The sequence below is a fragment of the Myxococcus faecalis genome, assembly GCF_050039385.1.
GTDB lineage: Bacteria > Myxococcota > Myxococcia > Myxococcales > Myxococcaceae > Myxococcus > Myxococcus fulvus.
This window is the reverse complement of sequence record NZ_CP144336.1, coordinates 940,715-967,429: the sequence shown is the minus strand read 5'-3', so window position 1 is coordinate 967,429 and position 26,715 is coordinate 940,715. Positions and strand designations below refer to the sequence as shown.

At 70.5% G+C, this 26,715-nt stretch carries 21 protein-coding genes; 12 read left to right on the top strand and 9 right to left on the bottom strand.

Translation table 11 applies throughout. The features are described from left to right. The first annotated feature begins 139 nt into the window (after positions 1–139). Positions 140–2,497, top strand: a complete 2,358-nt coding sequence (locus VZQ01_RS03715; protein WP_426746919.1) for a PhoX family protein — start codon at positions 140–142, stop codon at positions 2,495–2,497. Positions 2,498–2,527: 30 nt separating this feature from the next. After that, positions 2,528–4,198: an Aq_1262 family (lipo)protein gene (locus tag VZQ01_RS03710; protein WP_426746918.1), complete on the top strand. Its 1,671-nt coding sequence runs from the start codon at positions 2,528–2,530 to the stop codon at positions 4,196–4,198. 281 nt (positions 4,199–4,479) lie between these two features. On the opposite strand, the gene VZQ01_RS03705 is transcribed toward VZQ01_RS03710, so the two are convergent. Together VZQ01_RS03705 and VZQ01_RS03700 are read right to left on the bottom strand one after the other, a co-directional pair. Then, positions 4,480–5,682: an EAL domain-containing protein gene (locus VZQ01_RS03705; RefSeq protein WP_426746917.1), complete on the bottom strand. Its 1,203-nt coding sequence runs from the start codon at positions 5,680–5,682 to the stop codon at positions 4,480–4,482. Between the two features lie 135 nt (positions 5,683–5,817). Then, the gene (locus VZQ01_RS03700; protein WP_223746660.1) at positions 5,818–7,023 is read right to left on the bottom strand and encodes a hypothetical protein; all 1,206 of its coding nucleotides are present in this window, start codon (positions 7,021–7,023) and stop codon (positions 5,818–5,820) included. Between the two features lie 73 nt (positions 7,024–7,096). Here VZQ01_RS03700 and VZQ01_RS03695 point away from each other — a divergent pair, with 73 nt between their 5' ends. Then, the gene (locus VZQ01_RS03695; RefSeq protein WP_174816724.1) at positions 7,097–8,125 is read left to right on the top strand and encodes a zinc-binding dehydrogenase; all 1,029 of its coding nucleotides are present in this window, start codon (positions 7,097–7,099) and stop codon (positions 8,123–8,125) included. Between the two features lie 13 nt (positions 8,126–8,138). On the opposite strand, the gene ybaK is transcribed toward VZQ01_RS03695, so the two are convergent. Genes ybaK through purE form a run of 3 tightly spaced genes read right to left on the bottom strand, consistent with a single transcriptional unit; the run spans position 8,139 to position 10,256 of the window. Next, complete coding sequence (ybaK, locus tag VZQ01_RS03690; protein ID WP_223746661.1) at positions 8,139–8,615, bottom strand: Cys-tRNA(Pro) deacylase; 477 nt, start codon at positions 8,613–8,615, stop codon at positions 8,139–8,141. A 4-nt stretch (positions 8,616–8,619) separates the two neighbouring features. Further along, positions 8,620–9,762: a 5-(carboxyamino)imidazole ribonucleotide synthase gene (purK, locus tag VZQ01_RS03685; RefSeq protein ID WP_223783070.1), complete on the bottom strand. Its 1,143-nt coding sequence runs from the start codon at positions 9,760–9,762 to the stop codon at positions 8,620–8,622. Continuing rightward, entirely contained in the window at positions 9,759–10,256 is a 498-nt protein-coding gene (gene purE, locus VZQ01_RS03680) for a 5-(carboxyamino)imidazole ribonucleotide mutase (RefSeq protein ID WP_046712787.1), read from the bottom strand. The genes purK and purE overlap by 4 nt, the downstream gene beginning before the upstream one ends. A 318-nt stretch (positions 10,257–10,574) precedes the next feature. Between purE and VZQ01_RS03675 the strand changes: the two genes are divergently transcribed. Beyond that, positions 10,575–11,681 (top strand): hypothetical protein, encoded by a 1,107-nt coding sequence (locus VZQ01_RS03675; RefSeq protein ID WP_223783069.1) that lies wholly within the window; start codon positions 10,575–10,577, stop codon positions 11,679–11,681. A 92-nt stretch (positions 11,682–11,773) separates the two neighbouring features. On the opposite strand, the gene VZQ01_RS03670 is transcribed toward VZQ01_RS03675, so the two are convergent. Both VZQ01_RS03670 and cglC read right to left on the bottom strand, forming a co-directional pair. Further along, positions 11,774–13,189 carry a vWA domain-containing protein gene (locus VZQ01_RS03670; protein ID WP_426746916.1) on the bottom strand — a complete coding sequence of 472 codons (1,416 nt, stop codon included), beginning with the start codon at positions 13,187–13,189 and terminating at the stop codon, positions 11,774–11,776. 86 nt (positions 13,190–13,275) lie between these two features. Next, positions 13,276–13,809, bottom strand: coding sequence for an adventurous gliding motility lipoprotein CglC (cglC, locus tag VZQ01_RS03665; protein ID WP_141332137.1), 534 nt, complete (start codon positions 13,807–13,809; stop codon positions 13,276–13,278). Between the two features lie 263 nt (positions 13,810–14,072). Between cglC and VZQ01_RS03660 the strand changes: the two genes are divergently transcribed. The 8 genes from VZQ01_RS03660 to VZQ01_RS03625 all read left to right on the top strand — a co-directional run bounded on the left by VZQ01_RS03660 (position 14,073) and on the right by VZQ01_RS03625 (position 24,389). Then, positions 14,073–14,897 (top strand): outer membrane beta-barrel domain-containing protein, encoded by an 825-nt coding sequence (locus VZQ01_RS03660; protein ID WP_141333108.1) that lies wholly within the window; start codon positions 14,073–14,075, stop codon positions 14,895–14,897. Next, on the top strand, positions 14,894–15,676 hold the full coding sequence (locus VZQ01_RS03655) for an outer membrane beta-barrel domain-containing protein (protein WP_223746665.1): 783 nt from the start codon (positions 14,894–14,896) through the stop codon (positions 15,674–15,676). Before VZQ01_RS03660 ends, VZQ01_RS03655 begins: the two co-directional genes overlap by 4 nt. Continuing rightward, positions 15,673–17,745, top strand: coding sequence for an adventurous gliding motility protein GltC (gene gltC / locus VZQ01_RS03650; RefSeq protein WP_426746915.1), 2,073 nt, complete (start codon positions 15,673–15,675; stop codon positions 17,743–17,745). Before VZQ01_RS03655 ends, gltC begins: the two co-directional genes overlap by 4 nt. A 115-nt stretch (positions 17,746–17,860) precedes the next feature. Continuing rightward, entirely contained in the window at positions 17,861–19,141 is a 1,281-nt protein-coding gene (locus VZQ01_RS03645) for an MFS transporter (protein WP_426746914.1), read from the top strand. A 1-nt stretch (position 19,142) separates the two neighbouring features. Beyond that, on the top strand, positions 19,143–20,189 hold the full coding sequence (plsX, locus tag VZQ01_RS03640; protein ID WP_194869621.1) for a phosphate acyltransferase PlsX: 1,047 nt from the start codon (positions 19,143–19,145) through the stop codon (positions 20,187–20,189). Then, entirely contained in the window at positions 20,186–21,235 is a 1,050-nt protein-coding gene (locus tag VZQ01_RS03635) for a phosphatase domain-containing protein (RefSeq protein WP_046712794.1), read from the top strand. Before plsX ends, VZQ01_RS03635 begins: the two co-directional genes overlap by 4 nt. A gap of 512 nt (positions 21,236–21,747) precedes the next feature. Further along, entirely contained in the window at positions 21,748–23,460 is a 1,713-nt protein-coding gene (gene pcnB / locus VZQ01_RS03630; RefSeq protein WP_426746913.1) for a polynucleotide adenylyltransferase PcnB, read from the top strand. Further along, positions 23,457–24,389, top strand: coding sequence for a DMT family transporter (locus VZQ01_RS03625; RefSeq protein WP_223746668.1), 933 nt, complete (start codon positions 23,457–23,459; stop codon positions 24,387–24,389). Before pcnB ends, VZQ01_RS03625 begins: the two co-directional genes overlap by 4 nt. A 9-nt stretch (positions 24,390–24,398) precedes the next feature. Here VZQ01_RS03625 and dinB read toward each other — a convergent pair whose 3' ends face one another. Next, entirely contained in the window at positions 24,399–25,607 is a 1,209-nt protein-coding gene (gene dinB / locus VZQ01_RS03620; protein WP_223783067.1) for a DNA polymerase IV, read from the bottom strand. A 58-nt stretch (positions 25,608–25,665) separates the two neighbouring features. Then, on the bottom strand, positions 25,666–26,649 hold the full coding sequence (locus tag VZQ01_RS03615) for an aldo/keto reductase (protein WP_223746670.1): 984 nt from the start codon (positions 26,647–26,649) through the stop codon (positions 25,666–25,668). Positions 26,650–26,715 lie beyond the last annotated feature (66 nt).

Genomic DNA, 26,715 nt, shown 5'->3' with positions numbered 1-26,715 from the left:
CGCGCGTGACGTCATGGGGCCGTGACGTGATGAAGAAGTGACGCACTGAACAAGCCGTCGCCACACAGCCTCCTCAGGATGCGCTCGCGTCCGTTCGCCCGCATGCGAGCGCGACGCGAACCCCTGGAGGAAGTGGCTCATGTCTTCTCGTCTGTTGCGGCTCGCGACCGGTGCGGTGCTTCTGGGCAGCTCGTTGTCCTTCGTCGCCTGTGAGGGGGACACGGGCCCCGCTGGCGCGAACGGGCAGGATGGTCAGGATGGCGCGCCCGGCGAGGATGGAGCCCCGGGGGGTGACGGTGCTCCAGGACCCGCGGGGCCGCAGGGGCCGGCGGGGCCGGGCTCGCAGGGGCAGCCAGGGCCCGGCGCGGTGACGCGGGCGCCCGGCGTGGAATCCGGTACGCCGCTGTCCTCGGTTATCGCGCTGACGTTCCGGGGGGACCTGGGCACGGGCGCGACGAACCTGGCCGAGTACGTGAAGTCGCGCGTGGACCAGGTGGTGGCGGGCACGCTGCCCTCGCCGCTGGTGTTCCCGCTGCCGCCCGCGTCGACGGACACGGTGCGCACGGTGCCGGGCCTGTACTCCACCACGGTCATCAAGTGGATGGACCCCATCACCTTCAGCAAGGCGGGGGCGCGCTTCGGCGCGAACGTCGACTACATCGCGTTCTTCGGGGATGGGTGGGCCTCGGGGGACAACGCGCCCCAGTTCAACGGGAGCGGCGCGGCGGGATGGATGTGGATCAACCACGAGTACATCTCCGGCACGAAGCCGCGCGTGGGCACGGCGCCCATCGGCCAGCACCTGGACTTCGCGCGCTTCCTGCGCAGCACCGGCACGTTGTCCAACACGGTGACGGACGGCACCACGTGGCAGGACGACGCGCTCGTCGCCTACAACAAGGAATGGAAGAAGCAGGTCGGCGGCACCTGGATTCGCGTGGTGCAGGACCCGTCCACCGGTGAGTGGGCCGTGGACCGCAACGCGGCGAACCTGCGCTACGACGCCTCCAGCGCCACGCTGGCGAAGGTGGTGGGCCTGCGGCTGTCCGGTGTGGACACCGATGACTCCGGCGCGCCCCTGGCCGAGGGCGTGGTGGCGGGCACGCACTCCAACTGCTCGGGCGGGCAGACGCCGTGGGGCACCATTTTCACAGGGGAGGAGAACGTGCAGGGCGTCTACGGCGACCCCGAGGGCGGCCTGTGGACGTCGAAGAACGACTGGGTCCCCACCGCGCCCGGGATGCAGGCGGGAGCGCCGCTCGCGCCCGACTTCTCGGCGCCCGCGTCCGGCGACATGGTCAGCTCGGACACGCGCTCCACGCACCGCAAGGACGGCCACGGCTTCCTCACGGAGATCGACCCGGGCCAGCCCGCGGACCTCTGGTACGGCAAGGACGCGACGAAGCCGGGCGCGGGGCACCGCAAGCTGGGCGTCATGGGGCGCGCGCGCTGGGAGAACGCGGCCTTCGTCGTGGACGCGAGCTGGAAGCTGCTGGAGGGGCAGCCCATCGTCATCTACGGCGGTGATGACCGCCGCGGTGGCCGCATCTTCAAGTTCGTCTCGAGCCGCCCGTACACGGCGGGGATGACGAAGGCGCAGACGCGCGCGCTGCTCGACGAGGGCAAGGTCTACGCGGCGCACTTCGCGGGCCTGAACAACGCCACCGGTGACACGCTGGTGGGCGGCGCCATCCCGACGGAGGAGGCGCCGGGGCAGGGGCGCTGGGTGGAGCTGAGCCTGGACAGCGCGGACCTGACGCCCAACGGCGAGGCGCTCGGCGTGCCCACGATGACGGTGGGCGCCGCGCTGCGCGACGTCAGCTACAACGCGATTGGCGGCTTCACGGATGACGACCAGGTGCGCAAGCTGCTGTGGACGGCGGCGAACAAGGTCGGCGTGATGGAGCTCAACCGTCCCGAGGACCTGGAGTGGAACCCCAAGGACCCGAGCGGCACGCCGCTGTTGTACGTGGCCTTCACCGAGCACGGAGACCCGACGGCGTTGGACCAGCAGGGCCGGGTCGCCACCGCGACGCGAGGGCAGGATGGGGTGTGGGTGACCAAGGCGCGCGCCGCCACGGACAACCGAGCGGTGGACCGTGTGGGCTCCATCTTCGGCATCCGCGAGGCGAACCCTGCGGCGCCAGGGGGCTCGAAGACCTTCGCGTACTTCCGCGTGTGGAAGGGCGAGACGGCGGCGACCAGCGCGGCGCCGGAGTTCTCCGCGGCCAAGCCGGACAACCTCGTCATCGACCGTGACGGCGGCGTGTGGTTCGGCACGGACGGCAACTTCGGCGTCAACAAGGTGGCCGACGGTGTCTACTACCTGAACCAGAAGCCGGCACACCGGGGCAACGCGCACTTCCGTCGCGCGTTCCGCGTGCTGTCCATGCCGAGCGACGCGGAGGCCACCGGGCCCGCGTTCACCGCGGACATGAAGACGCTGTTCGTCAGCGTCCAGCACCCGGGCGAGGACAGCTACAGCGTCTGGCCGTAGTCACGCGGGAATCCACGAGGGACGCCACCGATGTCGCTCATGTCGAAGGGAGGCGCGCGAGCCGCCTTGGGGTTGTTGCTCGCGCTGGGAAGTCTGCTCGCGTCCGCGGCGGTGTGGCGTCAGCGGGAGACGTCCACGCCTTCACAGGGGGAGCCTCCCTTCGACCCGCTCGCGCAAGCCCTGGCGAGCGGGAGCACGGTGGCCAACCGCGAGGCTCCCATTCCGTCCATGTGCTACACGAAGACGGAGGGCGTCTCGAATCCGTGCTGGACGTGTCACACGGGCGGCGTCGGCTTCAATACGATGGACGACGAGTCGCTGCAGGCCGAGTACGCCTTCAGCGACGTCGGGTTGCTCAACCAGTGGAGCAACCTCTTCATGGACCGCTCGCGGGCGATGAAGGCCATCTCCGACGACGAGGTGCTGCGCTACATCCGCGAGGACAACTACGCGCCGCTGCGCGAGGCGTTGATGCGGCGGCCCGGCGGGTTCAAGGGCTGGGTGCCGGACCTGGACCTCTCGCGTGGGTTCGACGCGGAGGGGTTCGCCCAGGACGGCAGTGGCTGGAGGGCCGTGCGCTACAAGCCGTTCCTCGGGACGTTCTGGCCGACGAATGGCAGCACGGATGATGTGTTCATCCGGCTCCCGGAGGCGTTCCGTCGTGATGCGGGAGGACAGCCGTCGCGCGAGGTGTATCGGCTCAACCTTGCCATCCTGGAGGCGGCGATGACGGTGGACCCGGCGCTGCTGGACGCGGCGAAGTCACGACGCCGGGTGGAGCCGGTGGACGAGCGCGCGGGTGGGGTGGACCTGGATGGAGATGGAGTGCTGGCCCGGGGTGTGGAGGTGGTGCGCGGACTGCCGACCCACTACGCGGGGGCCGCTGCGAAAGTGAAGGTGCGGCGCGACTTCTACCCGCGCGGTGTCGAGTTCCTGCACACCGTGCGGTACGTGGACCCGGATGCGCCCGCGCTGTTGTCCGCGCGGATGAAGGAGGTCCGCTACTCGCGCAAGGACGAGGAGTACGCCGGCGACCAGGTGATGGCGTTCTACGGCGCGGAGCAGGAGAAGAAGATGCGCAACCGGCTGCCCGCGTTCCCGGGCACGCCGGAGCTGGGGCTCATCAACGAGTTCGGCTGGAGACTGCAGGGGTTCATCGAGGACGCGAAGGGCCGGCTGCGCGTGCAGACGATGGAGGAGCACGTGTTCTGCATGGGCTGTCACACGAACCTGGGGGTGACGGTGGACCAGACCTTCGGCTTCCCGCGCAAGGTGCCGGGGAGGGAAGGGTGGCGGCACCAGGACCTGCGTGGCATCGCGGACGTGCCGCAGGCGGGGCACGCGAAGCCGGAGGTGATCACGTACTTCGAGCGGGTGAAGGGCGGCGACGAGTTCCGCGCCAACGAGGAGTTGCTCGCGCGCTTCTTCGCGGACGGGAAGGTGGATGAGACCTCCGTGCGTCGGGCCTCGGTGGGGGGAGACAAGGACCTGGCGTGGCTGCTGACGCCGTCGCGTGAGCGGGCGCTGGCGCTGGGGCGGGCGTACATGGCGCTGGTTCGCGAGCAGGGCTTCACGAAGGGGCGCGACACGTTGCTGTCGCCGCCGACGAACGTGCTGCCCTCGGTGGAGAACGGCTCCACGGGGCTCGAGGACGCGGGCCTCATCTTCGAGGACGGCCGGCTGCACCTCGCGTGGGAGTAAGTCGCGGGGCTCGTGGCCTCACGCGTGAGCGTCATCGGCGAAGGCGGGTGACGCTCACGCGGACGGAGGTCCTTCACCTCGGCGGAGCGTAGGGGCTCCATCGAGTTCGTGACCGCTGAACTCCGAAGACGCGCCGAGGCGCGAACACGCGCCGGTGCTACCGAGGGTCGAGCATCTGGTTTCAGGTGGTGACGCCTCGCGAGCGGCGTCGCCTTGTCGCGCTGCGACGCGCGGTCGCGGCTTTGGCGCGTCGGACTCCATGTGTCCGCGCAGTCCCGCTGCTACTTCGCGGCGGGGCGCTCGGCGAGCTCCGTAGCGCGCAGCAGCAACTGCTTCATCGTCACGGTGCCCAGGAACTGTCCCTGCGCATCCGTGACGACCACCGGCTCGTAGACCGCCTCCGGAGGCCGCGCCATCGCGAGCCCCACGAGCGCCGTCACCGCGACCTGGTCTTCGATGATGAGCGAGGGCGCATGCACCGCACTGCCGGGAACCCATGACGCGAGGTTGCGCCGCGTCACCAGCGCGCGGGGACGTGAGCCCTCGAGCACCACCACATGGTCCGCCTGCGGCGCATCGCGGAACACGTCGTTCACCGTGTCCACTGTCGCGGACACATCCACCGTCGCGCGCCGGATGACCAGTCCTCCGACCGTCGTGTCATCCGCGCGCTCACGCAGGAGCAGGGCGCGCATCGCCTCGCGCCGCCGCGACTCGAACGCCTCGGCCGGACGCATGGGGCTCGGCGTCGGACGCGCGAGCAGGTAGCCCTGCGCGTGACGGATGCCCAGCCGCAGCAGCACCGTCATCTCCTCCCACGTCTCCACGCCCTCGGCGATGAGGATGGCGTCCACGCTCGACGAGAAGTCCACCAGCGACTTCACCAGGTGCTGCCGGTACGCGTGCAGATGGATGTCCCGCACCAGCGCCTGGTCCAGCTTGATGAAGCGCGGTACGCAGTGCACCAGCGTCACCAGCCCCGAGTGCCCCGCGCCGAAGTCATCCAGCGCGAGCCCGAAGCCCTGCGCCGCGCACTCCCGCGTCAGCCGCTGCAACAGCGCGCCATCCTCGATGACCGCCTTCTCGGTGATCTCCAGCACCAGATGCCGAGGCCCCAACCCATGCCGCTCCAACAGCGCCAGCGTCGAGCCATCCCCGAAGCGCGGGTCGCTCAACACATCCGGGCTCACGTTGAAGAAGAACGGCGCGCGCCGCTGGTCCTCCGGCAGCTTCGAGATGCAGCGCAGCGCCGACGTCCAGCACGCGCGCTCCAGCTCCCACGTGTAGCCGGAGACCCGCGCGTGCGTGAACAGCTCGTGCGGTGACTCGAGCGTGCCCTGTCCGCGCGACAGCACCTCGTACCCGATGACCTCTCCCGTGCGCAGATCCACGATGGGCTGGAACGCGGAGGTCACCCCAGGCTCGGTGCCGTTCCACAACCAGAGGGGAATCAGACCGGGCTGTCGGACGAGGGGGTGGGTCATGACGGGGCAAATGTTACCTGACGCTACCCACGTCTACAGTTCATGCCTGCGAACCACCACCACAACCACCACTCAGCGTGCGAGACAGCGCCCGTTCCCCCCTCTACCCGTGTTCGATATCCGGGAATTCCACGCTCAGGACGTACGAATCCGAGCGGTTCGGGCCTCCGAAGGAGCCTCCTCCCCGACAGGTTGGACGGGTTCCGGGACATGCGCGAGGGTGGCCTGCGAGGCCACGGCGTCCAGTCCCTGCCCCTCTTCCCACTGCACGGAGGACAGCGCGCGGAAGCGTCGCGCGAGAGATGACAGCTCCGCGGCCTTGAGCTGCGCCTGTCCGCTGCGCAGCGACAACAGCGCCACGCGCGCGCGCTCCAGCAACGCCACTTCGGAGCGCAGCCTCGCGAGGATTCGCTCACGCCGCACCTTCAGCTCCCCCAGCCGCTCCACCTCCTCCGCGAGCGACGCGGCGGCCGCCTCCAGCTGCCTGCGGGCCACCGCGTCCGTGGTGGCGCGCGCGGCGCGCTCCAGCTCCTCACGCTCGGCCCGCAGCTCCGCCTGCGCGCGCTCCTCGAGCTGGGACTCCACGCCCGCCCACTCGGAGGCCAGCTCCACCGCGTCGCGGGTGATGCGCGCCAGCGTTCGGGCCAGCTCCTCGCGCGCGGGCTCTCGCGGCAACAACGCGAGCGACTGCCCGCACTGGCGATACAGCGCGAGCGCCCGCTCGCACTGCGTCCGGAAGTCCCCCGCGAGCCGAGGAATCAGCTCCTCCGCGCGCGCCTCCACCGGGTCCGCCGTGAGCGCCAGGTGCGCGGCCACCGAGCTCAGTCCCACGAAGAGCCCCAGGATGGCTCCCGTCGCCCCCGCCGCGAGCAGCGCGGGCGTGGCCAGGTCCGCCAGCCGCGCGGAGAACACCCGGGCAATCTCCGAGCCCGCGAGCGTGAGCCCCGCGCCCAACAGCGCCCCCAGGCCCAGGTGCACGAGGGTGGGGCGCGCCTCCGCCACCTGTCCCTCCACGCCCTTCTCGCTCAGCCGCGCACGCACCAGCAGCGAGCCTGCCGCCGCCGCGCTGCAGGCCACCGTCCACGCGGGCGCCATCCCCAGCGCATACGGCACCGACGTCAGCAACACGCCCAGTCCTCCCAACAGCACGCGGTCCCACTTGTCGCCCTGCGCGCACGCCAGCACCACGGCCGCCGGCACCAGCCACGCCAACGGCAACGGCACCCCCAGCCTCGCCGTGACGAGCTGCACCAGCCCCGCGCCCGCGCCCGCGGCCAGCGCCCTCGTCACGGTCCGCTCGAAGGCTTCGCGGTGGTGCAACTGCAAAATGGTGGCGTTCATCGACACTCCGAGCGTGGGGGCAGGGCAAGGGGCTCCCCCTTTCACGCACGGCCGAATTAAAAGGTCTGCCGCAATGAGAACCCCCCCGGTCCCCGTGGCGATGCGCGCGCTGGTCCTCCACGCCTATGACGGGCGCCCCGAGTCCCTCCAGGTCCAGACCCGCGCCGTGCCGCGTCCCACCGCGGGGCAGGTGCTGGTGCGCATGGCCGCCTCGCCCATCAACCCCGCGGACCTCCAGTTCGTGCGGGGCCAGTACGGCGTGCGCAACGCGCTGCCCGTGGTGCCGGGCTTCGAGGGCAGCGGCACCGTGGTGTCCGCGGGGAGCCTCGCGGGGCAGCTGCTGGTGGGGCGCCGCGTGGCGTGCGTGGCCCCGGTGGGCGGGGATGGCCTGTGGGCCGAGTACGCCGTGGTTCCGTTGCAGCAGTGCATCCCGCTGCGCGCCCACATCTCCGTGGAGCAGGGCGCCAGCCTCTTCGTCAACCCCTTCACCGCGTGGGTGCTGATGGAGCGCGCGAAGGAGGGCGGCCACGTGGCGCTCGCGCAGACGGGCGCGGCGAGCAGCGTGGGTCGGATGCTGGGCTCGCTGGCCCGTCGTCGGAACGTGGCCATGGTGCACGTGGTGCGGCGAAAGGAGCAGGTGGAGCTCCTTCGCGGCCTGGGCGTCGAGCACGTGCTGAGCAGCGACGAGCCCGAGTTCCAGGAGCGACTGCGGCTCATGTGTCACGAGCTCAAGGTGACGCTCGCCTTCGACGCGGTGGCGGGGCGACTGACGGGGCAACTGCTGAGCGCGTTGCCCGAGGGCGGGCACGTCACGGTGTACGGCGCGCTGTCGGAGCAGGAGTGCCGGTTCGACCCGGGCGACGTCATCTTCGGACGCAAGACGGTGGACGGCTTCGCGCTGTCGGAGTGGGCGCGCCGGGGCTTCGGCCGCGAGCAGCTCAAGGCGCTGATGGGCGTGCCCGCGCTGGTGGGCCGCGAGCTGGAGACGCCCGTGCGCGCGCGGCTGCCGCTCGAGTCCGCGGGCGAGGCGGTGAAGATTGCCTCCGCGGACATGACATCCGGCAAGGTGCTCTTCATGCCCGCGCAGGGCTCGCTGACCTGACGAAGGCCCGCGCTCAGGCCTTGTCGCGCGAGATGGGGCCGACCTTGCCCTTGGTCACGCGCAGGTAGTCGGCCGGGGCCAGCACGAGCTGCGTGCCTCGCACGCCCGCGGAGACGGCCACCTCGTCGAACAGCTCCAGCGTCTCGTCGACGAAGACCGGGTAGTCCTTCTTGCCGCCGATGGCCGTACAGCCGCCGCGCACGTAGCCGGTGAGCGGCTGCAGCTCCTTGAGCGGCACCGTGTCCACCTTGCGGTCCCCGCTCAGCCGGGCCAGCGCCTTCAGGTCCAGCTCCGCGTTGCCGGGCACCACCGCCATCAACACGCCGGTGCGGTCTCCTCTCGCGACGAGCGTCTTGAAGACCTGCTCGGCGGGCATGCCCACCTTGGCGGCCACGGTCTCCGCGGAGAGGTCCTCCGGGTCGACCTCGTAGTCGCGCAGCGAGTACTTCACGCCCAGCGAGTCGAGCAGCCGGGCGGCGTTCGTCTTCATCGCGTCACACCCCGAGTACGGCGGCCGCGGCCTTCACCCGCGCGAGGGCATCCTCGGGCGTGGTGCCCACCGCGGACAGGTGCCCCATCTTGCGTCCCTTGCGCGCCTCGCGCTTTCCATACAGGTGCAGCCGCACGCCGGGCAGCGCCAGCGCGTCCTCGAAGCGCGGCCCGCCCTCGCGCAGCCACAGGTCGCCCAGCAGGTTGACGATGGCCGCCGGGCGCACCACCTCCACCGAGCCCAGGGGCAGGTTGCACGCCGCGCGCACCGCCTGCTCGAACTGCGAGGTGAGGCACGCGACCTCCGTGGAGTGGAAGCTGTTGTGCGGACGGGGCGCCAGCTCGTTGACGAGCACCGTGCCGTCGCGCAGCAGGAACAGCTCCAGCACCAACAGGCCCTCCACCTGCAGCGCGTCGGTGATGGCGCGCGCCAGCTCCGTGGCCTTCGCGGAGACCTTCTCCGGCAGGGGGCCCGGCAGCAGCGACCACGCGAGGATGCGCTCCTCGTGGTGGTTGAAGGCCGGCGGGTACACCGCGAGCTCACCCTTGGGGCTGCGCGCCACCAGCACGGACAGCTCCGACTCCAATTCCAACGCGGCCTCGACGACGACGGAGCGCTCACCCAGCTCACGCCACGCGGAGGCGGCCTCACCCGCGGTCTTCACCTCCACCTGCCCGCGCCCGTCGTAGCCGCCCTCGCTGGACTTCACGAAGCACCGCCCGCCCAGCGCCTGGATGGCCTGGGCCAGCTCTTCGGCGGAGTGCGCCTCGCGCCACGGCCCCACGGGGAAGCCGCCCCTGGCGAGCCAGCCCTTCTGCCGGCCGCGGTGCTGGATGATGTTCAGCACGGACGCGCCCGGCCGCATGGGCGCATGGCGCGCCACCGCCTCCAGCGTGGCGAGCGGCACCTTCTCGATTTCGAGCGTCACCGTGTCGCAGCCCTTCGCCAGCTCCTCCGCGGCGGCGATGTCCCCGAAGGACGCGGTGAGGCAGCGGTCCACCACGGAGCGCGAGGGGCACGTCGGGTCCGGGTCCAACGCCTGCACCTGGAAGCCGAGCGTGCGCGCGGCCAGCGCCATCATCCGCCCCAGCTGCCCTCCGCCGAGGATGCCAATCGTCCCACCAGGGAGCACCACGCGCGGGCTCATGACAGCTCCCGGTGCGCGAGCACCTCGTCGGTGCGCGCCTTGCGCCACGCGGCCAGCCGCTCGCGCAGCTCCGGGTACTTCAGCGCCAGGATGGACGCGGCGTGCAGCGCGGCGTTGGCGGCGCCCGGCTTGCCGATGGCCTGCGTCCCCACCGGCACGCCCTTGGGCATCTGCACGATGGAGAGCAGCGCGTCGATGCCGTTGAGCAGCGTGGTGGGCATGGGCACGCCGATGACCGGCAGGAGCGTCTTGGCGGACACCATGCCCGGCAGGTGCGCCGCGCCCCCCGCGGCGGCGATGATGAGCGACAGCCCGCGTGACTCGGCCGTGGACGCGTACTCCATCATCCAGTCCGGCGTGCGGTGCGCGGAGACCACCCGCACCTCGTGGGGGATGCCCAGCTCCTTCAACACGTCGATGCCCGGCTGCAGGTACTCCAGGTCGCTCTTGCCGCCCATGATGACCCCGACCCAGGGGGTGTTGCCGCTCGCCATTCGGTCCACGCCTCCATGCGCTCTCCGGCCGAAGGCTGGAGGAACGCGGAGATAGGGCCGGGCGATTCCGACGGTCAACCTGGAACTGACCCGGCCACGCCCGTGCGCACGGTGGGTGCGCTCGCTCGCTTCGTTCCGTCCCAAGTCTCCGACTGGCCACCTGTAATACAGGCATGTCAGATTATTCTGATGAAAAGAGCCTTGCATCGCGTGCTGGTTCATCGCGCGTTCGCTCTCGGACTTCTCTGTGTCTGGCTGGGCCCGGGGTGTCAGGCGGGGCGTGGAGAACCCGAGCCGTCGGCGCCCGCAGAGCGCTCGGTGGGCTCGCCCCTGACCTCCGGGTTCACGAGCTTCCACGGCGTGGTCTTCAGCGCGAGTGGCCCCATCGCCGGGATGCACTGCCTGCGCATCGCCGCGACCTTCGACCCGCACGGCTGGGACGACAACTACCTGTGCTCTCCGACGGACCTCGGGTTCTTCTGGTACGACGGGGACACGACGTTCCCCTGGCCGGACCTGCGTTGCATCGAGATGACCGAGCGAGGGGACCCCGCTCTTTGGTTCGACAAGCGCCTGTGCGTCCCCCACGACTCGCCGCTCACCATGACCTGGTCGAGCACGGGGCCGCTGCCGGGCAAGGAGTGCATCCGCTTCCACGAGCCCGAGGACCCCTACGGGTGGAGCGACAACTACCTCTGCCTGGAGGCGCCGCTGGTGATGGCGTTCAGCGCGTCGGGCCCCATCGCGGGGATGAGCTGCACGTCGATGAACGAGCCGGCCGACGCCGCGGGAGGATGGACGGACAACCACCTGTGCACGAACAAGGACATCGGCCTGCGCTGGAGCATCAACGGCGAGCTGCCCGGCATGCGCTGCACCCAGATCCACGAGTCCGCGGAGCCGGCGTACAACGCGTGGCACGACAACTACCTGTGCGTGCCCCCGGAGGCGGAAGCGATGTTCTCCTATTCGTCGGCGGGCCCGCTGCCGGGGCGCCTGTGCACCCAGCTGCTGGAGGCGGACGACCCCTATACCTGGGACGACAACTACCTCTGCTACCACGAGGTGCCGGTGAACCTGGAGTTCTCCTCCGCGGGGCAGATGCCGGGGAAGGTCTGCACGGCGCTCACGGAGACGTCCGACGTGGCGGGCACGTGGCTCGACAACTACCTGTGCGCCCAGCGCGACGTCGGGATTCGCTGGAGCCTGGGCGGGCCCATCTCGGGCATGCGCTGCACGCGCATCTGGATGAACGGGGAGGGCGTGGCGACGGGGTGGAACGACAACTACCTCTGCCTGCCGCCGACCTCCGCCCTGAACTTCGTCTGGTCGCCGATGGGCCGCTGCGCCAACAAGATCTCCGTGCCCTTCGACGAGAGCGCGGACCCGCACGCCCACTGGATGGACTCGTACCTCTGCTACTGAGTCCATCGCCCTGAAGCGACACACCCCGCCTCGCCACGTGCGCGCGGCGGGACGGGGTGGGGTGCTTGCCCGGGTGGCGATGCGTGGGCCCTTCAGTACGTGGAGCCCACCTTGCCGAAGCCCTTCAGGGCCTTCACCTTGGACTTCTTCACCGCCGAGCGCAGCTCCTCCTCGCTGCCGGCGCTGCTGTACTCGTCCAGCGTGGCCTGCTGCTCGGCCAGGTCCGCGGCCACCGCGGCGGGGCTGGCCACCGCGCCGGCCTCCTGCAGCATCACCTGGTTCTGCTGGATGTAGCCCTTGGCCTCCTCGCGGCGGCCGTCACGCAGGGCCTCGGCGGCCTTCTGGAGGTTCGCCGCGCTGCGTGCCCGCACCGCGTACACCGTGGCGTCCTTGTCCTGGCGCGCGAGGACCTCCTCCTGCCGGTCCGTCACCACCGCGGACAGCGCGGCGTTGTCCTCCACCGGCGCCTGGCGGATGAGGTCCGAGTAGCTCAGGGACACGTCCGTCACGCGCACGGTGCTGCCCACGGCCTGGCCCGTCGTCACCAGCCTGACGACGACGCGCTCCAGCTGGCCGGCGGAGAAGTCCGGCAGCGACACCGTCACCTGGTTGCCGGACTGCCGCGCGTTGTAGCCCATCACCTCGCCCAGCGACGTGCCGGACGGCAGCGTGAAGGTGAGCGTCACGCCGCGCGCCACCGTCGTGGAGGCCTGCTGCAAATCCTTCTGGAAGAGGGCGGCCAGCTGGCTTGCGTCCTCGAGGAAGCCGTACGCGCCCGCGCCGTACTCGGCGAAGGCCTGCATCAGGTCCTCGTTGAAGTCGGTGCCCACGCCGACGGCGCTCACCGTGATTCCGGACGCGCGCAGCTCCTGCACCTGGCGCTCGAGGCCCTCGTCGTCGGTGATTCCCTCCGTGGGCTGCCCGTCGCTCATCAGGATGAGGCGGTTGACGCGGAACGAGGACTGCGCGGTGGACAACTGGAAGCGGCCCGCGGACAGGCCCGCGGCGATGTTGGTGCCGCCGTCATCCCAGATGCCGTCCACGTACTGGAGCATCCGCTCGCGCTGCGCGGGCGTGGCGAGCGCCGCCGGCAGGCTCTTCACGTCCGAGCCGTAGTGGACGATGGCCAGCCGGTCCTCCTCCCGCATCAGCCCGATGAGGTGCCGCGCGGCCTGCTTCGCCTGCGCCAGCTTGTAGCCGCTCATGGAGCCCGACCGGTCGATGACCAGCGCCAGGTTCACCGGGCTGCGCTTCGCCCCCGGCACCTCCGCGCCCATCAGGTCCACCGTGGCGAACAGCTCCGAGCTGCCCGCGGGGACGTACGGGTGCGACAGGCGGCTGGTCATCGTCAGCGAGCCGGGCGCGCCCGTCAGGGGAGGGGGCCTGGGCGGCGGCTCCACCACCACCACGGGCTGCGTCTTCGGAGCGCCCACCTGGGGGAGGCCCAACACCAGCGCGGTGAGGGCCAGGACTCCGGCCAGGGAGAGGAAGAGGACCGTTCGATTCATGTGGCAGGGCTCCTGGGCGTGAGGACGCGGGCCCTGCCTTTACGAACCAGCGCGGGGAAAAGGTCTATCCCCCGCGCCGGAAAGTGTCACCCACCCTGCGAGGTGCCCAGGCGCCCGGCGCAGAAGAAGGGCGAGTTGTTCTCGCCGAAGGTGTTCCGATAGAAGTCCTCGTCCGCGGAGCGCAGCGCCTCCAGCGTCTCCTGGTCCAGCAGCAGCGAGCGGCACGTCATGCGCTTGGGGAGGTTGGGCTCCACGTCCGTGGTGTCCTTCACCTCACACGCGCTGGCGCTCGCCCCGTCGATGCAGGGCTTGCTGCAGTAGCCGCGCGCCGGCGCCGTCAGGTTCACTTCACCTTCCTCCGTGCGGGCTCGCGGGTACTCCTGATCCCGCACGCAGATGAGGTCCTCGCACTCCACGGAGCCGAAGGAGATGAAGTCCTGGCGATCCGCCACCTCGCTCTCCAGGACCGGCACCGCACCCGTCGGATACTCGGCCTCCTCCTGCGGCGTGGCCGCCTTGCGCACCAGGGTGCAGGGCTTGCCGATTTCGCTGCTGACCTTGCATCCCGCCAGCACGAACACGGTGGTCGCGAGGAACGCGGCTCGGACGGACATCTTCATGAGACCTCTTCAAAAGGGGGGAGGGGCGTGGAGGGGCCACGCTCAGCGCTCCCCAGGGTAGCACAGCACCTCCCCGTGCCAACGACCCTCGAGTCGCACTGTCCGCCCTGGAATTGTGCAGGAATACCGGAGAGATACAGGGCAGACAGGCATCACAAGGGCGGTTGCCGCTCGGGAATACGACCGATAGGATGGCGAAGCAGAAAGAGTCGCGCTGAACCCCCCGGTGGAGTCTTTCCCCCCTCCCCCACGGAGCCCCCGGTTTGAATCGCCACACGTTGCTGCTCGCGCTGTGCCTGGTGCCTGGTCTGGCATCCGCGCAGAGCCAGGAGGGCATGGGACTCGACCTCACGGAAGAGACCCAGCCCAAGTCGGAAGAGTCCACCACGCCACCGCCGGCGGAGGAGGCCGCGCCCGCGAGCACGGCCACGCGCCCCGTCGAGGAGGAGGCTCCGCCTCCCGAGGCCTTGATGCCGCTGACGGACATCACCCAGGAGGACCGGGTGAAGAGCGTCCAGCGCAAGGTGTACCGGAAGAAGGGCCGGTTCGAGCTGACGCCGCTCATCAGCATCTCCGTCAACGATCCGTTCTATTCGAAGGTGGGCGCGTCGGTGCGAGGCGCGTACTACCTGGCGGACACGCTGGCCATCTCCGCGCGCGGCTCGGTGATGCAGGTGGTGCCGTCCGACGACGTGCGCACCGCCAAGCGCACCTTCAACAGCAAGATCTACAACTCGGTGCCCCAGTGGTCCGCCATGGGCGACGTGGAGTGGAGCCCGCTGTACGGCAAGGTGGCGTTCCTCAACTCCATCCTCCACTTCGACGGCTACCTGCTGGCGGGCGCGGGCGTGGTGAACACGGAGACCTCGTCCCTGCCGGGCCGCGGGCTCAACCCGGCCGCGGACCTGGGCCTGGGCATGCGCTTCGTCGCCCAGGACTGGATCGCGGTGAACGTGGCGCTCATCAACACCTCCTACGTGGATCAGCCCCTGGGTAGCGCCAAGGGCGCCGTGCAGAACGTCATGACCCTCAACGCCGGCATCTCGCTGTTCCTGCCCTTCCGTTCGACGGGGAGGGACGCGGAATGAAGCCCGTCTTCCGTTGGCTGCTCGCGCTGTGTCTGACGGCGCCGGTGCTCGCGCACGCGCAGGCCTCCGAGGAGGAGGAGGCCGGCGACGTGTCGGAAGTGGACAAGGACCGCCTGGGGCCCCTGCGTGAGCGGGTGCGTCCGGTGTCCGGTCACGTGTTCCTGAAGAAGGGGCGCTTCGAGTTCAGCCCGTCCGCGACGGTGTCGCTGCGCGACGCCTTCTTCACCAAGTACATCTTCGGCGGCACGCTCACCTACCACCCCATGGAGACGCTCGGCGTCAGCCTGCGGCTGGGCTACGCGTTGACGTCGGTGGCGGGCGCGGCGCAGATCTGCACCTTCTCCGACGGCACGGACGGCTCCACGCGGGGCTGCTCGTCTCCGACGATGAAGGACCTGGACGGTCAGGCGCCCGGGCAGCTCAAGCTCATGGGGGGCGTGGACCTCCAGTGGGCGCCCATCTACGGCAAGCTGTCGCTGCTCGCCGAGAAGTTCGTCCACTTCGACCTCTACGGCGTCGTCGGCGCGTCCGTCGTCCAGTACCGGGGCCCGGACCTGGATGACACCACGGGCCTCTTGGCGAAGGACTACCTGACGCCCGGCGGCAACGTGGGCGTGGGCCTGCGCTTCTTCTTCAACCGCTGGGTGTCGCTGCGCACCGAGGTGCGCGACCTCATCTACGTGGAGAAGAGCCGCACCTCCGACAGCTACCTGCGCAACCAGCTGATGTTCGAGCTGGGTGTGTCCTTCTTCTTCCCCTCGTCCAACCCCGAGTCATGATGCGTTCCTTCAGGCTCATCCGTCTCGCCGTCCTCGGGCTCGCGCTCGCGTGGACGGCTCCATCCTACGCCCAGAGCTTCGAGGGTCTGGACCTGGGCGGTCAGTCCAAGTCCAAGAAGAAGAAGAAGGGCGCGACCTCCTCCAAGTCCGCCAAGGGCTCCAAGTCCGCCAAGGGCAAGAAGAAGAACGGGCGCGGCAAGACCGCTCCCGCGTTGGTGGAGGCTCCCGAAGACGAGCCGATCCCCGCGCCGGTGGAGGCCGCTCCCTCGGCCGTCACGGCTCCGGCGGCGGCGACGCCCGCCGCGACGACCTCCACGCCCGCGACGCCGCCTCCGGCGCCCACCCCCGCGGCCCCCCCGGCGCAGGACAGCGCCGGTGGCTTCGGGCTGGACCTGACGCAGCAGGAGGCTCCCAAGACGCCCGCGCCCACCATGTCGTTCGACGCGGTGGACGTGTCGGGCAAGACGGCGGACCGTCAGCGCCTGGACGTGGCGGTCAGCCTCTTCAAGAACGACGAGTACGAGAAGGCCTCCATGGCGGCCCACGAGCTGCTGGCGGACCCGAAGCTGGCGGGGCTGCACACCGAGGCGCGCTACGTGCTGGCCAAGTCGCTCTACCGCATGGGCATGTACCACTCGTCGCTCGGCGAGTTCTCGAAGATCCTCTCGCTGGGGCCCTCGACCAAGTTCTTCAAGACGAGCCTGGAGTGGCTGTTCTTCATCAGCCGCAAGACGAAGAACGAGACGGTCATCCTCGATGAGATTGCCCGGCACGCGAACCAGGAGTTCCCGGAGAAGTACCGCAACGAGTTCCGGTACCTGCTGGCGCGCTACCACTTCGTGCGCGGCCGCGCGCTGGACCAGGTGGGCCAGACGGCGGACGCGGACAAGAGCTTCGCCGAGGTGAAGCGGCTGACGCTGCTCATCCCGAAGACGGACGCGTTCTATCCCCGCGCGCGCTACCTGGACGGCATCGCCAGTTTCCGCAACGGCAGCCGTCAGAAGGACGCGGCGTCCAAGCGCGGCAACGGCGAGATGCTCGCGTCGGTGGAGGCGATGAAGGAGGTGGTGCGCCTCACCCGCCCGGTGGCCGGCAAGTCCGCGGACCAGGCCAAGGCGGACAAGTCCCTGCGCGAGCTGGCGTTCATGCAGCTGGCCCGGACGCACTACGGCATGCAGCAGAACCGCTACGCGCTGTTCTACCTGGGCAAGGTGGAGCGCGGGAACACGCAGTGGCTGGAGTCGCTCTTCGAGTCGAGCTGGGCCAACTACCGCGTGGGCCAGTACGAGCAGGCGCTGGGCAACCTGATTACGTTGTCGTCGCCCTTCTTCCGCGAGGAGTACTTCCCGGAGGCGCTCATCCTCAAGGCGGTCATCTATTACGAGAACTGCCGCTACCGCGAGTCGAACATCATCCTCCAGGACTTCGAGCGCACGTACCTGCCGGTGCATGACCAGCTCGAGGGCCTGGTGAAGAAGGACATGGAGGCCTCGGCCTACTACTCGGTGCTGGCGGACGTGCAGAAGAAGAACAAGGAGGGGCTGGAGAAGAACGACACCGACCTCATCCTGGAGCGCATCCTCCGCCTGGCCCTCACGGACCAGGACCTGCGCAAGACGAACGACTCCATCCTCGAGCTGGAGGGGGAGATGGACGCCTTCGCCAGCCGCGGCGACACCTTCAAGTACTCCGAGCTGTCCAAGCAGCTCCTGGAGGAGCTGAAGGTGCAGCGCCTGAGCCTCATCTCCAAGGCCGGCATCATGGCCAAGGGCAAGCTGGAGACGGAGCTCGTGGCGCTCAAGCAGCTGCTCGCCAACGGCCTGCGCATCAAGTTCGAGACCACCACGAAGGAGAAGGAGTTCCTGGAGGAGCAGCTCAAGGCGGGCGGCCGCACGGCCATCGTCAAGAAGTACCGCTTCTCCGTGGCGGTGGCGGACGACCAGCTCTACTGGCCGTACGAGGGTGAGTACTGGCGCGACGAGCTGGGCACGTACCAGTACACGCTGACCAAGGGCTGCATCGACCGCGACTCGGCGAACCGCAACGTCCAGTCGGCGGAGGCCCAGTAGCGGGAGGCCCCGCGTCGAATCGTCGCGGGGGGCTCGCACGGAGCGCCTTTTCGACCGCCGGAGCGCTATCTTCCGCGCTCCGGCGGTTTTTCATTTCAGGCAAAGGGAGCTACGGGTGAGCCGGACGGCGTCACTGCGCGTCGTCTTCGGAATCGTGTCGCTGGACCTCATCGGGTTCGGCATCCTGATTCCGCAGCTGGGCGTGTACGGAGTGAAGTTCGGGGCGTCGCCGTTCACGGTGGGGCTGCTCATCTCCGTCTTCTCGTTGATGCAGCTCATCGCGGCGCCGGTGCTCGGGCGGCTGTCGGACAGGTACGGCCGCAGGCCCGTGCTCCTGGCCAGCCAGGTGGGCTCGCTCCTGGGCTACCTGCTGTTCGCCGTGGCGCACTCGCTGCCGCTGTTGTTCCTGGCGCGCGTCATCGACGGCATCTCCGGCGGCAACATCGCCACGGCGCAGGCGGTGGTGGCGGACATCACCAGGCCGGAGGAGCGGGCGCGCGGGATGGGCGTCATCGGCGCGGCCTTCGGGCTGGGCTTCGTGCTGGGGCCCGCGCTCGGGGGCTTTCTGGGCGCGTGGGGCGGCAACCTGGCCATCGGCCTGTTCGCCGCGGGGCTGGTGGCCGTGAACCTGGTCTGCACGTACCTGTTCCTGCCGGAGTCGCGCGCGCCGGGCGGGCCGGAGGGCCACGCGCGCACGCTCAAGGGCGTCTCCCAGGCGCTGCGGCTGCCCGTCGTCGCGAAGTGCCTGGTGCTGATGCTGCTGTTCACCACGGCCTTCGCCCAGATGGAGGGCACCTTCTCCGTCTACCTGCTGACGCGCTTCCTCTCCTCGGGGCCGGTGGCGCTGGAGGAGGGAGGGCTGTTCCTGCACGCGGTGCGCACGGACGCGGCGGTGCTGAGGGAGGCGAGCCTTCGCGCCGGCTGGCTCTTCGCCGTGGTGGGGATCCTGAGCGCGCTGGTGCAGGGTGGGGTGGTTCGCCGGCTGGTGGGCAAGGAGGGGGGCGGCTCCGGGCGGGAGGCGCGGGTGGCCCTGGTGGGCTTCGCGGTGACGGCGATGGGGCTGGCGCTGTTGCCGGTGGCGCCCACGTACGGGTGGCTGTTCCCCGTGATGGGGCTGTTGGCGGTGGGCTCGGCCCTGACGAACCCGTGCCTGTCCGCGCTGGTGTCGCTCCACGCGCCGGCGGACCGGCTGGGCGCGGCCCTGGGGGGCTTCCAGGCGGCGGGCTCGCTGGGGAGAATCGTGGGCCCGGCGCTGGGCGGGTGGCTCTTCACCCGTTTGGGGCCCGGGGCGCCGTACGGCACGGCGGCGGGAATGCTCGTCGTGGGGGCCCTGGTGGCCGCCTCGTTGGTGGGGCAGGCAAGAATGGCAGGCGCGAGGGCCCAACAAAGGTCGTAAGATGGAGGCCATGGTGGTCAAGCAGCCGCAGCCCGTGACGATTGCCTTCGACGTGATGGGGACGGACCATGGGCCCGCGGAGGTGGTGCGCGGCGCCGCGCAGCTCTCCCTGGACTCACCGCACATCCATGCGTTGCTGGTGGGGGACCGCACCCTCATCGACAACGCGCTCGCGGAGACGAAGCACAACGGCGAGCGCATCTCCGTCCAGCACGCCTCGGACTTCGTGGGCATGGACGAGAAGCCCGGCGAGGCGCTGGCGCGCAAGCCCAACGCCTCGGTGGCGGTGGCGGCCCGGCTCGTCGCCGAGGGCGAGGCGCAGGCGCTGGTGTCCGCGGGCAACACGGGCGCGGGCGTGCTCGCGTGCGCGCGTCACTTCCAGCTCATCCCCGGGGTGCGCCGCGCGGCGCTCGCCACGGTGTACCCCACGCGCTCGGTGCGCGGCGCGAAGGAGGACCCGTTCTCCCTCATCCTCGACGTGGGCGCGACGGTGGAGGCCACCGCGGATGACCTGGTGACGTTCGCCGTCATGGGCTCGAACTACGCGCGCATCATCTCCCGCAACGAGCGGCCCAAGGTGGCGCTCCTGTCCAACGGCGTGGAGCCCCAGAAGGGCCCGCCCCGGGTGGTGGAGGCGCACGCGCGGCTGTCGGAGATGAAGGACATCCACTTCATCGGCAACGTGGAGGGCATCGACATCCCGAAGGGCACCGCGGACGTCATCGTCACGGACGGCTTCGTGGGCAACGTGTGCCTGAAGATGCTGGAGGGCGTGCACGAGACCGTGGTGGAGCTGGCCCAGTACGCCTACAAGGAGAGCCTGCGCTGGCGCGCGGGCCTGGCCATGCTGTCCAGCGGCATCCAGCGCATCAAGGACATCACCGACTGGAACCAGTACGGGGGCGCGCCCATCCTCGGGTTCGACCGCATCTTCATCAAGGCGCACGGGCGCTCCAAGGCGCACGCCATCGCCAACGCGGGCAAGGTGGCCGCCAAGGTGGTGGCCAACAACCTGGGCAACGCCATCCGGGAAGGCCTCCAGAAGTGAGTCTGCCGGACCGTATCGATCCGCGGCCTCCGCGGCGCATCTACCGCTGGGACCTGGACAAGACGTACCTCCAGACCGACTTCGACTCGCTCCGCGACCTGCTGCGCACCGCGTTCCAGAAGGCGCACGAGAAGGTCGCCGTCCCGGGGGCGAGCGCGCTCATCCGCGAGCTGTCGGAGAGCGGCGACTCGCGGCTGTGCATCGTCTCCGGCAGCCCCAAGCAGATGCGCGCGGTGCTGGAGGAGAAGCTCAAGCTGGACGGCGTGCGCTGGGACGAGTTCGTCCTCAAGGACAACGTGGGCAACCTCCTGCGCGGCCGCTTCCGGGCCCTGCGCGGGCAGGTGGGCTACAAGCTGCCGGCGATTCTCGAGAGCCGGGTGAAGGCGCCCGCGGAGGCGGAGGAGGTCCTCTTCGGGGACGACGCGGAGGCGGACGCGTTCATCTACTCGCTCTTCGCGGACCTCATCGCGGGGCGCGTGGACGAGCGGGTGCTGTCCCAGGTGCTGGAGGCGGGCGGGGTGTACCCGGACGACGCGGAGCGGGTGCGCGCGGCGTGGAAGCAGATTCCGGTGGCGGACCCGGTGCGGCGCATCTTCATCCACCTGGACAAGCTGACGCCGCCCGCGCACTTCACGCCCTACGGGCCGCGCGTGGTGCCCATCTTCAACTACTTCCAGGCGGCCCTGGTGCTGCTGGCGGACGGCCACCTGTCCGCGCCCCAGGTGCTGAAAATCGCCGTGGAGATGGTGCAGACGGCCGGGCACAACATCATCACCCTCTCCAACTCCTTCCAGGACCTCTTGCGCCGGGGCCTGCCGCTGCAGCAGGCGGCGGTGGCGCTGTCCCAGGCGCTGGAGGGGCCCAACAAGCTCCTGGCCGCCATGCGTCCGATGCCGGACATCCTGTCCGCCTTCAGCAAGCGGCTGGCCGCCCTGGGGACCCCGCCGCCCCCGCCGCCGGTGCAGGCGGTGGACTACGTGTCCCTCATCCACCACGCGCTGCCCCGCAACCACAAGGGGCGCACCCGGCCCTCACCTGGTGGGTAGGGCCGCCCGGGTTGCCCGCCCGCCCTCTGTCCAGGGGGCCGGGCGCCCGGTGCTTGGGACGTTTCCAGAACGTTTCGGTCCGTACCAGTGTTGATACCCAGGCAGAGTCCGTGGGCGGGCCTCGGGCCAGGGGCCGGTGTCCGGCTCCCAGGTCGATACTCGTGGCGGACCCTATTGACGGCCTGGAGCGAACTGGAACCGGATGTCCTTCGACGCTGCTTCGAATGCGCGGATGAGCCCCTTCTCGCCGGACGAGCGGAGGGTGGGGCACTGTCACTCCACCTGCCCGGTGGGCTCGCTGAAAGGGCGCTACTCCCTCCCGGGGCGGATGCGCTATAGACGGCTGCCCCTGAAGCGCCCCATGCGGGGTGTCCAAGGCGATGACGCGAGTTTTGACTGAACCGCCGCCTGCCGGCGGTCCACTGCCACCTGCGCCCGATTTTGACGCGCGCGAGGTTGCCTCCTTCGAGGCGGCAGTGGGCTCCAGGCGCGGCGACCAAGAGGTTTCCTACATGTCTTCCAATCTGGAGCTGACGGCGGCCCCCTCGGAACAGGCGACCGCCCCCGAGAACGAGGCCACTGCTTCAGCCCCTTCCGAGGTCGAGTCCCCATCCCCCCTGCTGGCCCAGTCGGCCCCCACCGCCCGCGCGCCGGAGCCCCCGTCGGAGGACGAGGCGGACGACGACGAGGATGACGACGACGAGGCGGACTCGCTCGACGACACGGGCCTGGGCGCCGTCGAGGAGGTGCTCGCCGCCGCCGAGGCGCAGGACGCGGCCGAGGCCGCCGCCGACGAAGAGGTGGAGCAGGTGCCCACCGTGCTCGAGCCCGAGCCCGAGCCGACCCCCTACGAGCGCGAGCTGCACGCGCCCCACGTGCGCTCCACCGGCGAGCCGGCGGAGATCGACCCGGACGAACTGGACCCGGACGCGCTCAAGGTGGTGCTGCGGCTGCATCAGCACGGGCACCAGGCGTACCTGGTGGGCGGCTGCGTGCGCGACCTGCTCCTGGGCCGCAAGCCCAAGGACTTCGACGTGGCCACCAGCGCGCACCCGAACGAGGTGCGCGCCATCTTCCGCAACTGCCGGCTCATCGGCCGGCGCTTCCGGCTGGCGCACGTCTACTTCAAGGGTGGGAAGATCATCGAGGTCTCCACCTTCCGCGCGAACCCCACGGAGCTGGAGGCCGCCTCGCCGGCCGCGCCGGAGGACGAGGGCGACAACGGCGGGGATGACCTGCTCATCACCCACGACAACGTCTTCGGCACCGCGCAGCAGGACGCGCGCCGCCGCGACTTCACCATCAACGGCCTGTTCTACGACGTGAGCGAGGGGCGGGTCATCGACTACGTCCGCGGCCGGCGTGATTTGGACGAGCGCTTCATCCGCACCATCGGCGACCCCGAGGTGCGCATGCGCGAGGACCCGGTGCGAATCCTCCGCGCCGTGCGCTTCGCGGCGAAGCTGGACCTGGACATCGAGTCGCGCACGTACGCGGCGATGGAGGGCGCGGTGGAGGACCTGCCGCGCTGCGCGCCCGCGCGCCTGTTGGAGGAGACCTTCCGCCTCATCCGCGGCGGGGTGTCCGCGCCCGCGCTCAAGCTGCTGGACGCGCTCGACGCGCTGAAGCTGCTGTTGCCGCCCGTCAACGCGTACCTCAAGCAGCACGGCAAGGAGGGCGAGAAGACCTTCTACGCCTTCGCCCAGGCGCTGGACCGCCGGGTGGCCGCGGGCGAGCCGCTCGACGACGCCATCCTCCTGGCCGCGCTGCTGGTGCCCATCAGCCACTCCGGGCCTCCGGCCGAGCCGCAGGATGGGGGCCGTCCGTCGGTGTCGCAGGTGGTGGAGGAGCTGCTCGCGGGCTTCGTGCAGTCGGCCCGGCTGCCGCGCCGCATCGCCGAGCGCTGCCGCATGCTGCTGCTCGCCCAGCGCACGCTGTCGGGGGAGCGCCGTCGCAAGAGCGCGGCCTTCCGTCGGCACCCGCTGTTCGGCGAGGCGCTCACCGTGTTCGAGATGTCGGTGGAGGCGACCGGCGAGGGCCGTGAGCAGCTGGAGGCGTGGAAGGCCGGCGAGGTGCCGCCGCCGCGCGCCGAGTCCTCGGAGGGCGAGGGTGGCTCGGAGCCTGGTGGTCAGCGCAAGCGCCGCCGTCGTCGTCGTCGCCGTCGTTCCTCCGGTGAAGGGGCCGCCTCGGCGGGTTCTTCCGGCTCGGGCGCCGGCGAGGCGTGAGCATCCAGGCGCCGCGCGCGGACGTTTCCCGTGCGCGCGTCTACGGCGGGTTGGTGCTGGGCGTCGTGGCCGTGTCCTGGGCCGCGCCGCTCATCCGCTTCGCCGAGGCCCCGTCGCTGGCCATCTCCGCGTGGCGCCTCACCTTCGCCGCGGCGCCGCTCCTGGCGCTGGCGTTGGTGCGAGGGCGCTCGGAGCTGGCGTCCTTCTCCGTGCGCACGTGGGGCTGGCTCCTGGTGTCGGGGCTCGCGCTGGCGCTGCACTTCGCGACGTGGATTGCGTCGCTCCAGTACACCACCGTGGCCAGCTCCGTGGCGCTCGTCACCACGCAGCCGGTGTGGGTGACGCTGTTCGCGTGGCTCGCGCTGTCGGAGCGCGTGGGCTCGCGGGGCGTGGCGGCGCTGGTGCTGTGCCTGTCGGGCAGCGTGCTCATCGGCGCGCGGGACTTCGCGGCCGGCGGCACGGCGCTGTGGGGGGATTTGCTCGCCGTGGCCGGGGCCATCCTGGCGGCGGTGTACTTCGTCGTGGGCCGCCGCGTGCGCGAGTCCATGTCGCTGGGCACGTACGTGGGCGTCGTCTACGCGGTGGCGGCGGCGGCGCTGATGCTGGCGCACGGCTTCGTCGACTCGCCGCTGACGGGCTTCTCGTCGCGCACGTGGTGGGTGTTGCTGGGGCTGGCGCTGGTGCCGCAGCTCATCGGCCACTCGCTGCTCAACGCCTCCGTGCGCCACCTGTCCGCGCCCTTCGTGGCGGTGGCGTCGCTGGGGGAGCCCGTGCTGTCCACGCTGTGGGCGGTGCCGCTGCTCGGCGAGACGCCGGACTGGGTGCAGCTCGTGGGGGGAGGGCTCGCGCTGGTGGGCGTGCTGGTGATGTCGCGGGACGAGGCCGCGCGGCAGCCGCCTCCTCCGGACATGGTGCCCGCGGCGGACTGAGGCGAGGCCTCAGCGCTTCGGGGGCGTCTTGTCCACGGGGCGCTCGGAGCGGTGCGCGTCGTCGCTCGGGGCGTCGCTGCCCGCGATGTCCGCCATGGTGATGGCCTTGCTGCCGAAGCGCTCCGCGATGCGGTCCATCGCCGCGTTGAGCTTGGCGGTGCGCGGCGGCGCGGCCGGGAAGAGGCCCAGCTGCGGTGGGGCCTCGTCGAGCTGCACGCTCACCCCGGTGAGGCGGATGGGCTTGCCCTCGTGCGCGCGCTCCAGCAGCTCCAGCGCCGCGCGGTAGAGCGTCTGTCCATCATCCGTGACCTCGCGCAGCGTGGTGCGGCGGGTGAGCAGGGTGAAGTCGGACAGCTTCAGCTTGAGCTGCACCACGCGCCCCTGCACGCCCGCGCGCCTCAGTCGCCGCGCCACCCGCAGGGCCTGCGCGTGGATGTGTGGCTTCAAGGCCTCCACGCCGACGAGGTCCTCCTCGAAGGTGTCCTCGGCGCCCACGCTCTTCGCGGCGCGGTCCGGCACGACGTCGCGCGCGTCGATGCCCTGGGCCAGCTCCCACAGGTGCCGGCCGCTGGTGCCCAGCCGCTGCTCCAGCCAGGCCACGTCCTTCGTGGACACGTCGCCGATGGTCTTCAGCCCCGCGCGCTGGAGCGCCTCCTCCGTCTTGGGCCCCACGCCCCACAGCCGCGACACCGGCAGCCCCGCGAGGAAGGCCACCGTCTCCTCGGCGCGCACCTCCCGCTGGCCGTTGGGCTTGGCCAGGTCGGAGGCGATCTTCGCCACGAACTTCACCGTGGCGATGCCCGCGGAGGAGGGCAGCTGGAGCTCGTCCGCGATGTCCTTGCGGATGCGCCGCGCGATGTCCGAGGGCGCGCCGAACAGGCCCACCGAGGCGGTGACGTCCAGGAAGGCCTCGTCCAGCGACAAGGGCTCGATGAGCGGCGTGTAGCGCTCGAAGATGGCGAAGACCTGCTCGCTGGCCTCCGCGTACGCGGGGAAGCGAGGCTTCACCACGATGGCGTGCGGCGCGGCCTTCACCGCGCGGGCCATGGGCATGGCGCTGCGCACGCCGAAGGGCCTGACTTCGTAGGACGCGGCGACGACGACGCCCCGCTGCGCATGCCCGCCCACGATGAGCGGTTTGCCCTTCAGGGCCGGGTTGTCCCGCTGCTCCACGGACGCATAGAAAGCGTCCATGTCCACGTGGATGATGGCTCTCATTGCAGGAGCCACTCTACCGGCTCTGTCTGACGTTTCCGGACTCGTAGGACGCTCCAGGTCAGGGGCGCTCGCTGTCGAGCATGTGCATCTGCTCGGCCCCATACCGCTCGCCGGTGAAAGCCACCAGAGACTCGAGGGCGGAGACGTCCTCACGGGACAGCGGACGTGCCAGGGCGGCGAGCGCGTCCTCGACCTGGGCGACGCGCCGGGCGCCGATGATGGGGACGAAGCCGGGCTGACGCGCGAGGACCCAGGCGATGGCGAGCTGTGCGGGCGACAGGTCCCGCTCCTGGGCGAAGCGATGCAGCGCCTGCACCGAGGCCTCGTTCGTCGCGCGGTGCTCGCCGCTGAAGCGGGGCAGGTGCGCGCGGAAGTCTCCCGCGCCGGTGGGCTTGCTGCCGGTGAGCAGGCCGCGCGAGAGGACGCCGTAGAGCGTGGCGCCCACGCCCAGCTCCCTGAGCGCGGGGAAGAGGTTCGCCTCCGGGCCTCGGCTGGCGAGCGAGTACTCGAGCTGCACGTCGACGATGGGATGCACGCGCTGGGCGCGCCGCACCGTCTCCGCGCCGACCTCCGACAGGGCGATGTGCCGCACGTAGCCGGCCTTCACCAGCTCGGCGATGGCGCCGACGGTCTCCTCGATGGGGACGTTCGGGTCCAGGCGGGCGGGCCGGTAGATGTCGATGACGTCCACGCCCAGGCGCTTGAGTGAGTAGGCGGCGAAGTTCTTCACGGCCACGGGGCGCAGGTCCATGCCGCCCCAGCTGCCGTCCGGTCCACGCATCGCGCCGAACTTGACGGAGAGCTGCACCTTCTCGCGGCGGCCGGCGATGGCGCGGCCCACGAGCAGCTCGTTGTGGCCCATGCCGTAGAAGTCCCCGGTGTCGAGCAGCGTCACGCCGCGCTCCAGGGCCGCGTGGATGGTGCGGAGGCTCTCCGCTTCATCCGCCGCTCCGTACATCCCGGACATGCCCATGCAGCCCAGTCCGAGCCGGAAGACCTCCGGTCCCGTGCTCCCCAGCTTCACCGTGTGCTTCGTGTCCATGTGCGCCTCCTGGTTCGTTGGGACACGGCAAAGGTGAGGCATCGCCATGATTGAATCCAATCAATA

What these genes read in the sequence shown, in the direction of transcription:
- VZQ01_RS03705 (WP_426746917.1), bottom strand. Translation starts at nt 5,682, where the DNA reads ATGACCCACCCCCTCGTCCGACAGCCCGGTCTGATTCCCCTCTGGTTG.
- VZQ01_RS03715 (WP_426746919.1), top strand. Translation starts at nt 140, where the DNA reads ATGTCTTCTCGTCTGTTGCGGCTCGCGACCGGTGCGGTGCTTCTGGGC.
- VZQ01_RS03695 (WP_174816724.1), top strand. Translation starts at nt 7,097, where the DNA reads ATGAGAACCCCCCCGGTCCCCGTGGCGATGCGCGCGCTGGTCCTCCAC.
- dinB (WP_223783067.1), bottom strand. Translation starts at nt 25,607, where the DNA reads ATGAGAGCCATCATCCACGTGGACATGGACGCTTTCTATGCGTCCGTG.
- VZQ01_RS03700 (WP_223746660.1), bottom strand. Translation starts at nt 7,023, where the DNA reads ATGAACGCCACCATTTTGCAGTTGCACCACCGCGAAGCCTTCGAGCGG.
- VZQ01_RS03670 (WP_426746916.1), bottom strand. Translation starts at nt 13,189, where the DNA reads ATGAATCGAACGGTCCTCTTCCTCTCCCTGGCCGGAGTCCTGGCCCTC.
- VZQ01_RS03615 (WP_223746670.1), bottom strand. Translation starts at nt 26,649, where the DNA reads ATGGACACGAAGCACACGGTGAAGCTGGGGAGCACGGGACCGGAGGTC.
- pcnB (WP_426746913.1), top strand. Translation starts at nt 21,748, where the DNA reads ATGTCTTCCAATCTGGAGCTGACGGCGGCCCCCTCGGAACAGGCGACC.
- purE (WP_046712787.1), bottom strand. Translation starts at nt 10,256, where the DNA reads ATGGCGAGCGGCAACACCCCCTGGGTCGGGGTCATCATGGGCGGCAAG.
- VZQ01_RS03655 (WP_223746665.1), top strand. Translation starts at nt 14,894, where the DNA reads ATGAAGCCCGTCTTCCGTTGGCTGCTCGCGCTGTGTCTGACGGCGCCG.
- ybaK (WP_223746661.1), bottom strand. Translation starts at nt 8,615, where the DNA reads ATGAAGACGAACGCCGCCCGGCTGCTCGACTCGCTGGGCGTGAAGTAC.
- purK (WP_223783070.1), bottom strand. Translation starts at nt 9,762, where the DNA reads ATGAGCCCGCGCGTGGTGCTCCCTGGTGGGACGATTGGCATCCTCGGC.
- plsX (WP_194869621.1), top strand. Translation starts at nt 19,143, where the DNA reads ATGGAGGCCATGGTGGTCAAGCAGCCGCAGCCCGTGACGATTGCCTTC.
- VZQ01_RS03710 (WP_426746918.1), top strand. Translation starts at nt 2,528, where the DNA reads ATGTCGCTCATGTCGAAGGGAGGCGCGCGAGCCGCCTTGGGGTTGTTG.
- cglC (WP_141332137.1), bottom strand. Translation starts at nt 13,809, where the DNA reads ATGAAGATGTCCGTCCGAGCCGCGTTCCTCGCGACCACCGTGTTCGTG.
- gltC (WP_426746915.1), top strand. Translation starts at nt 15,673, where the DNA reads ATGATGCGTTCCTTCAGGCTCATCCGTCTCGCCGTCCTCGGGCTCGCG.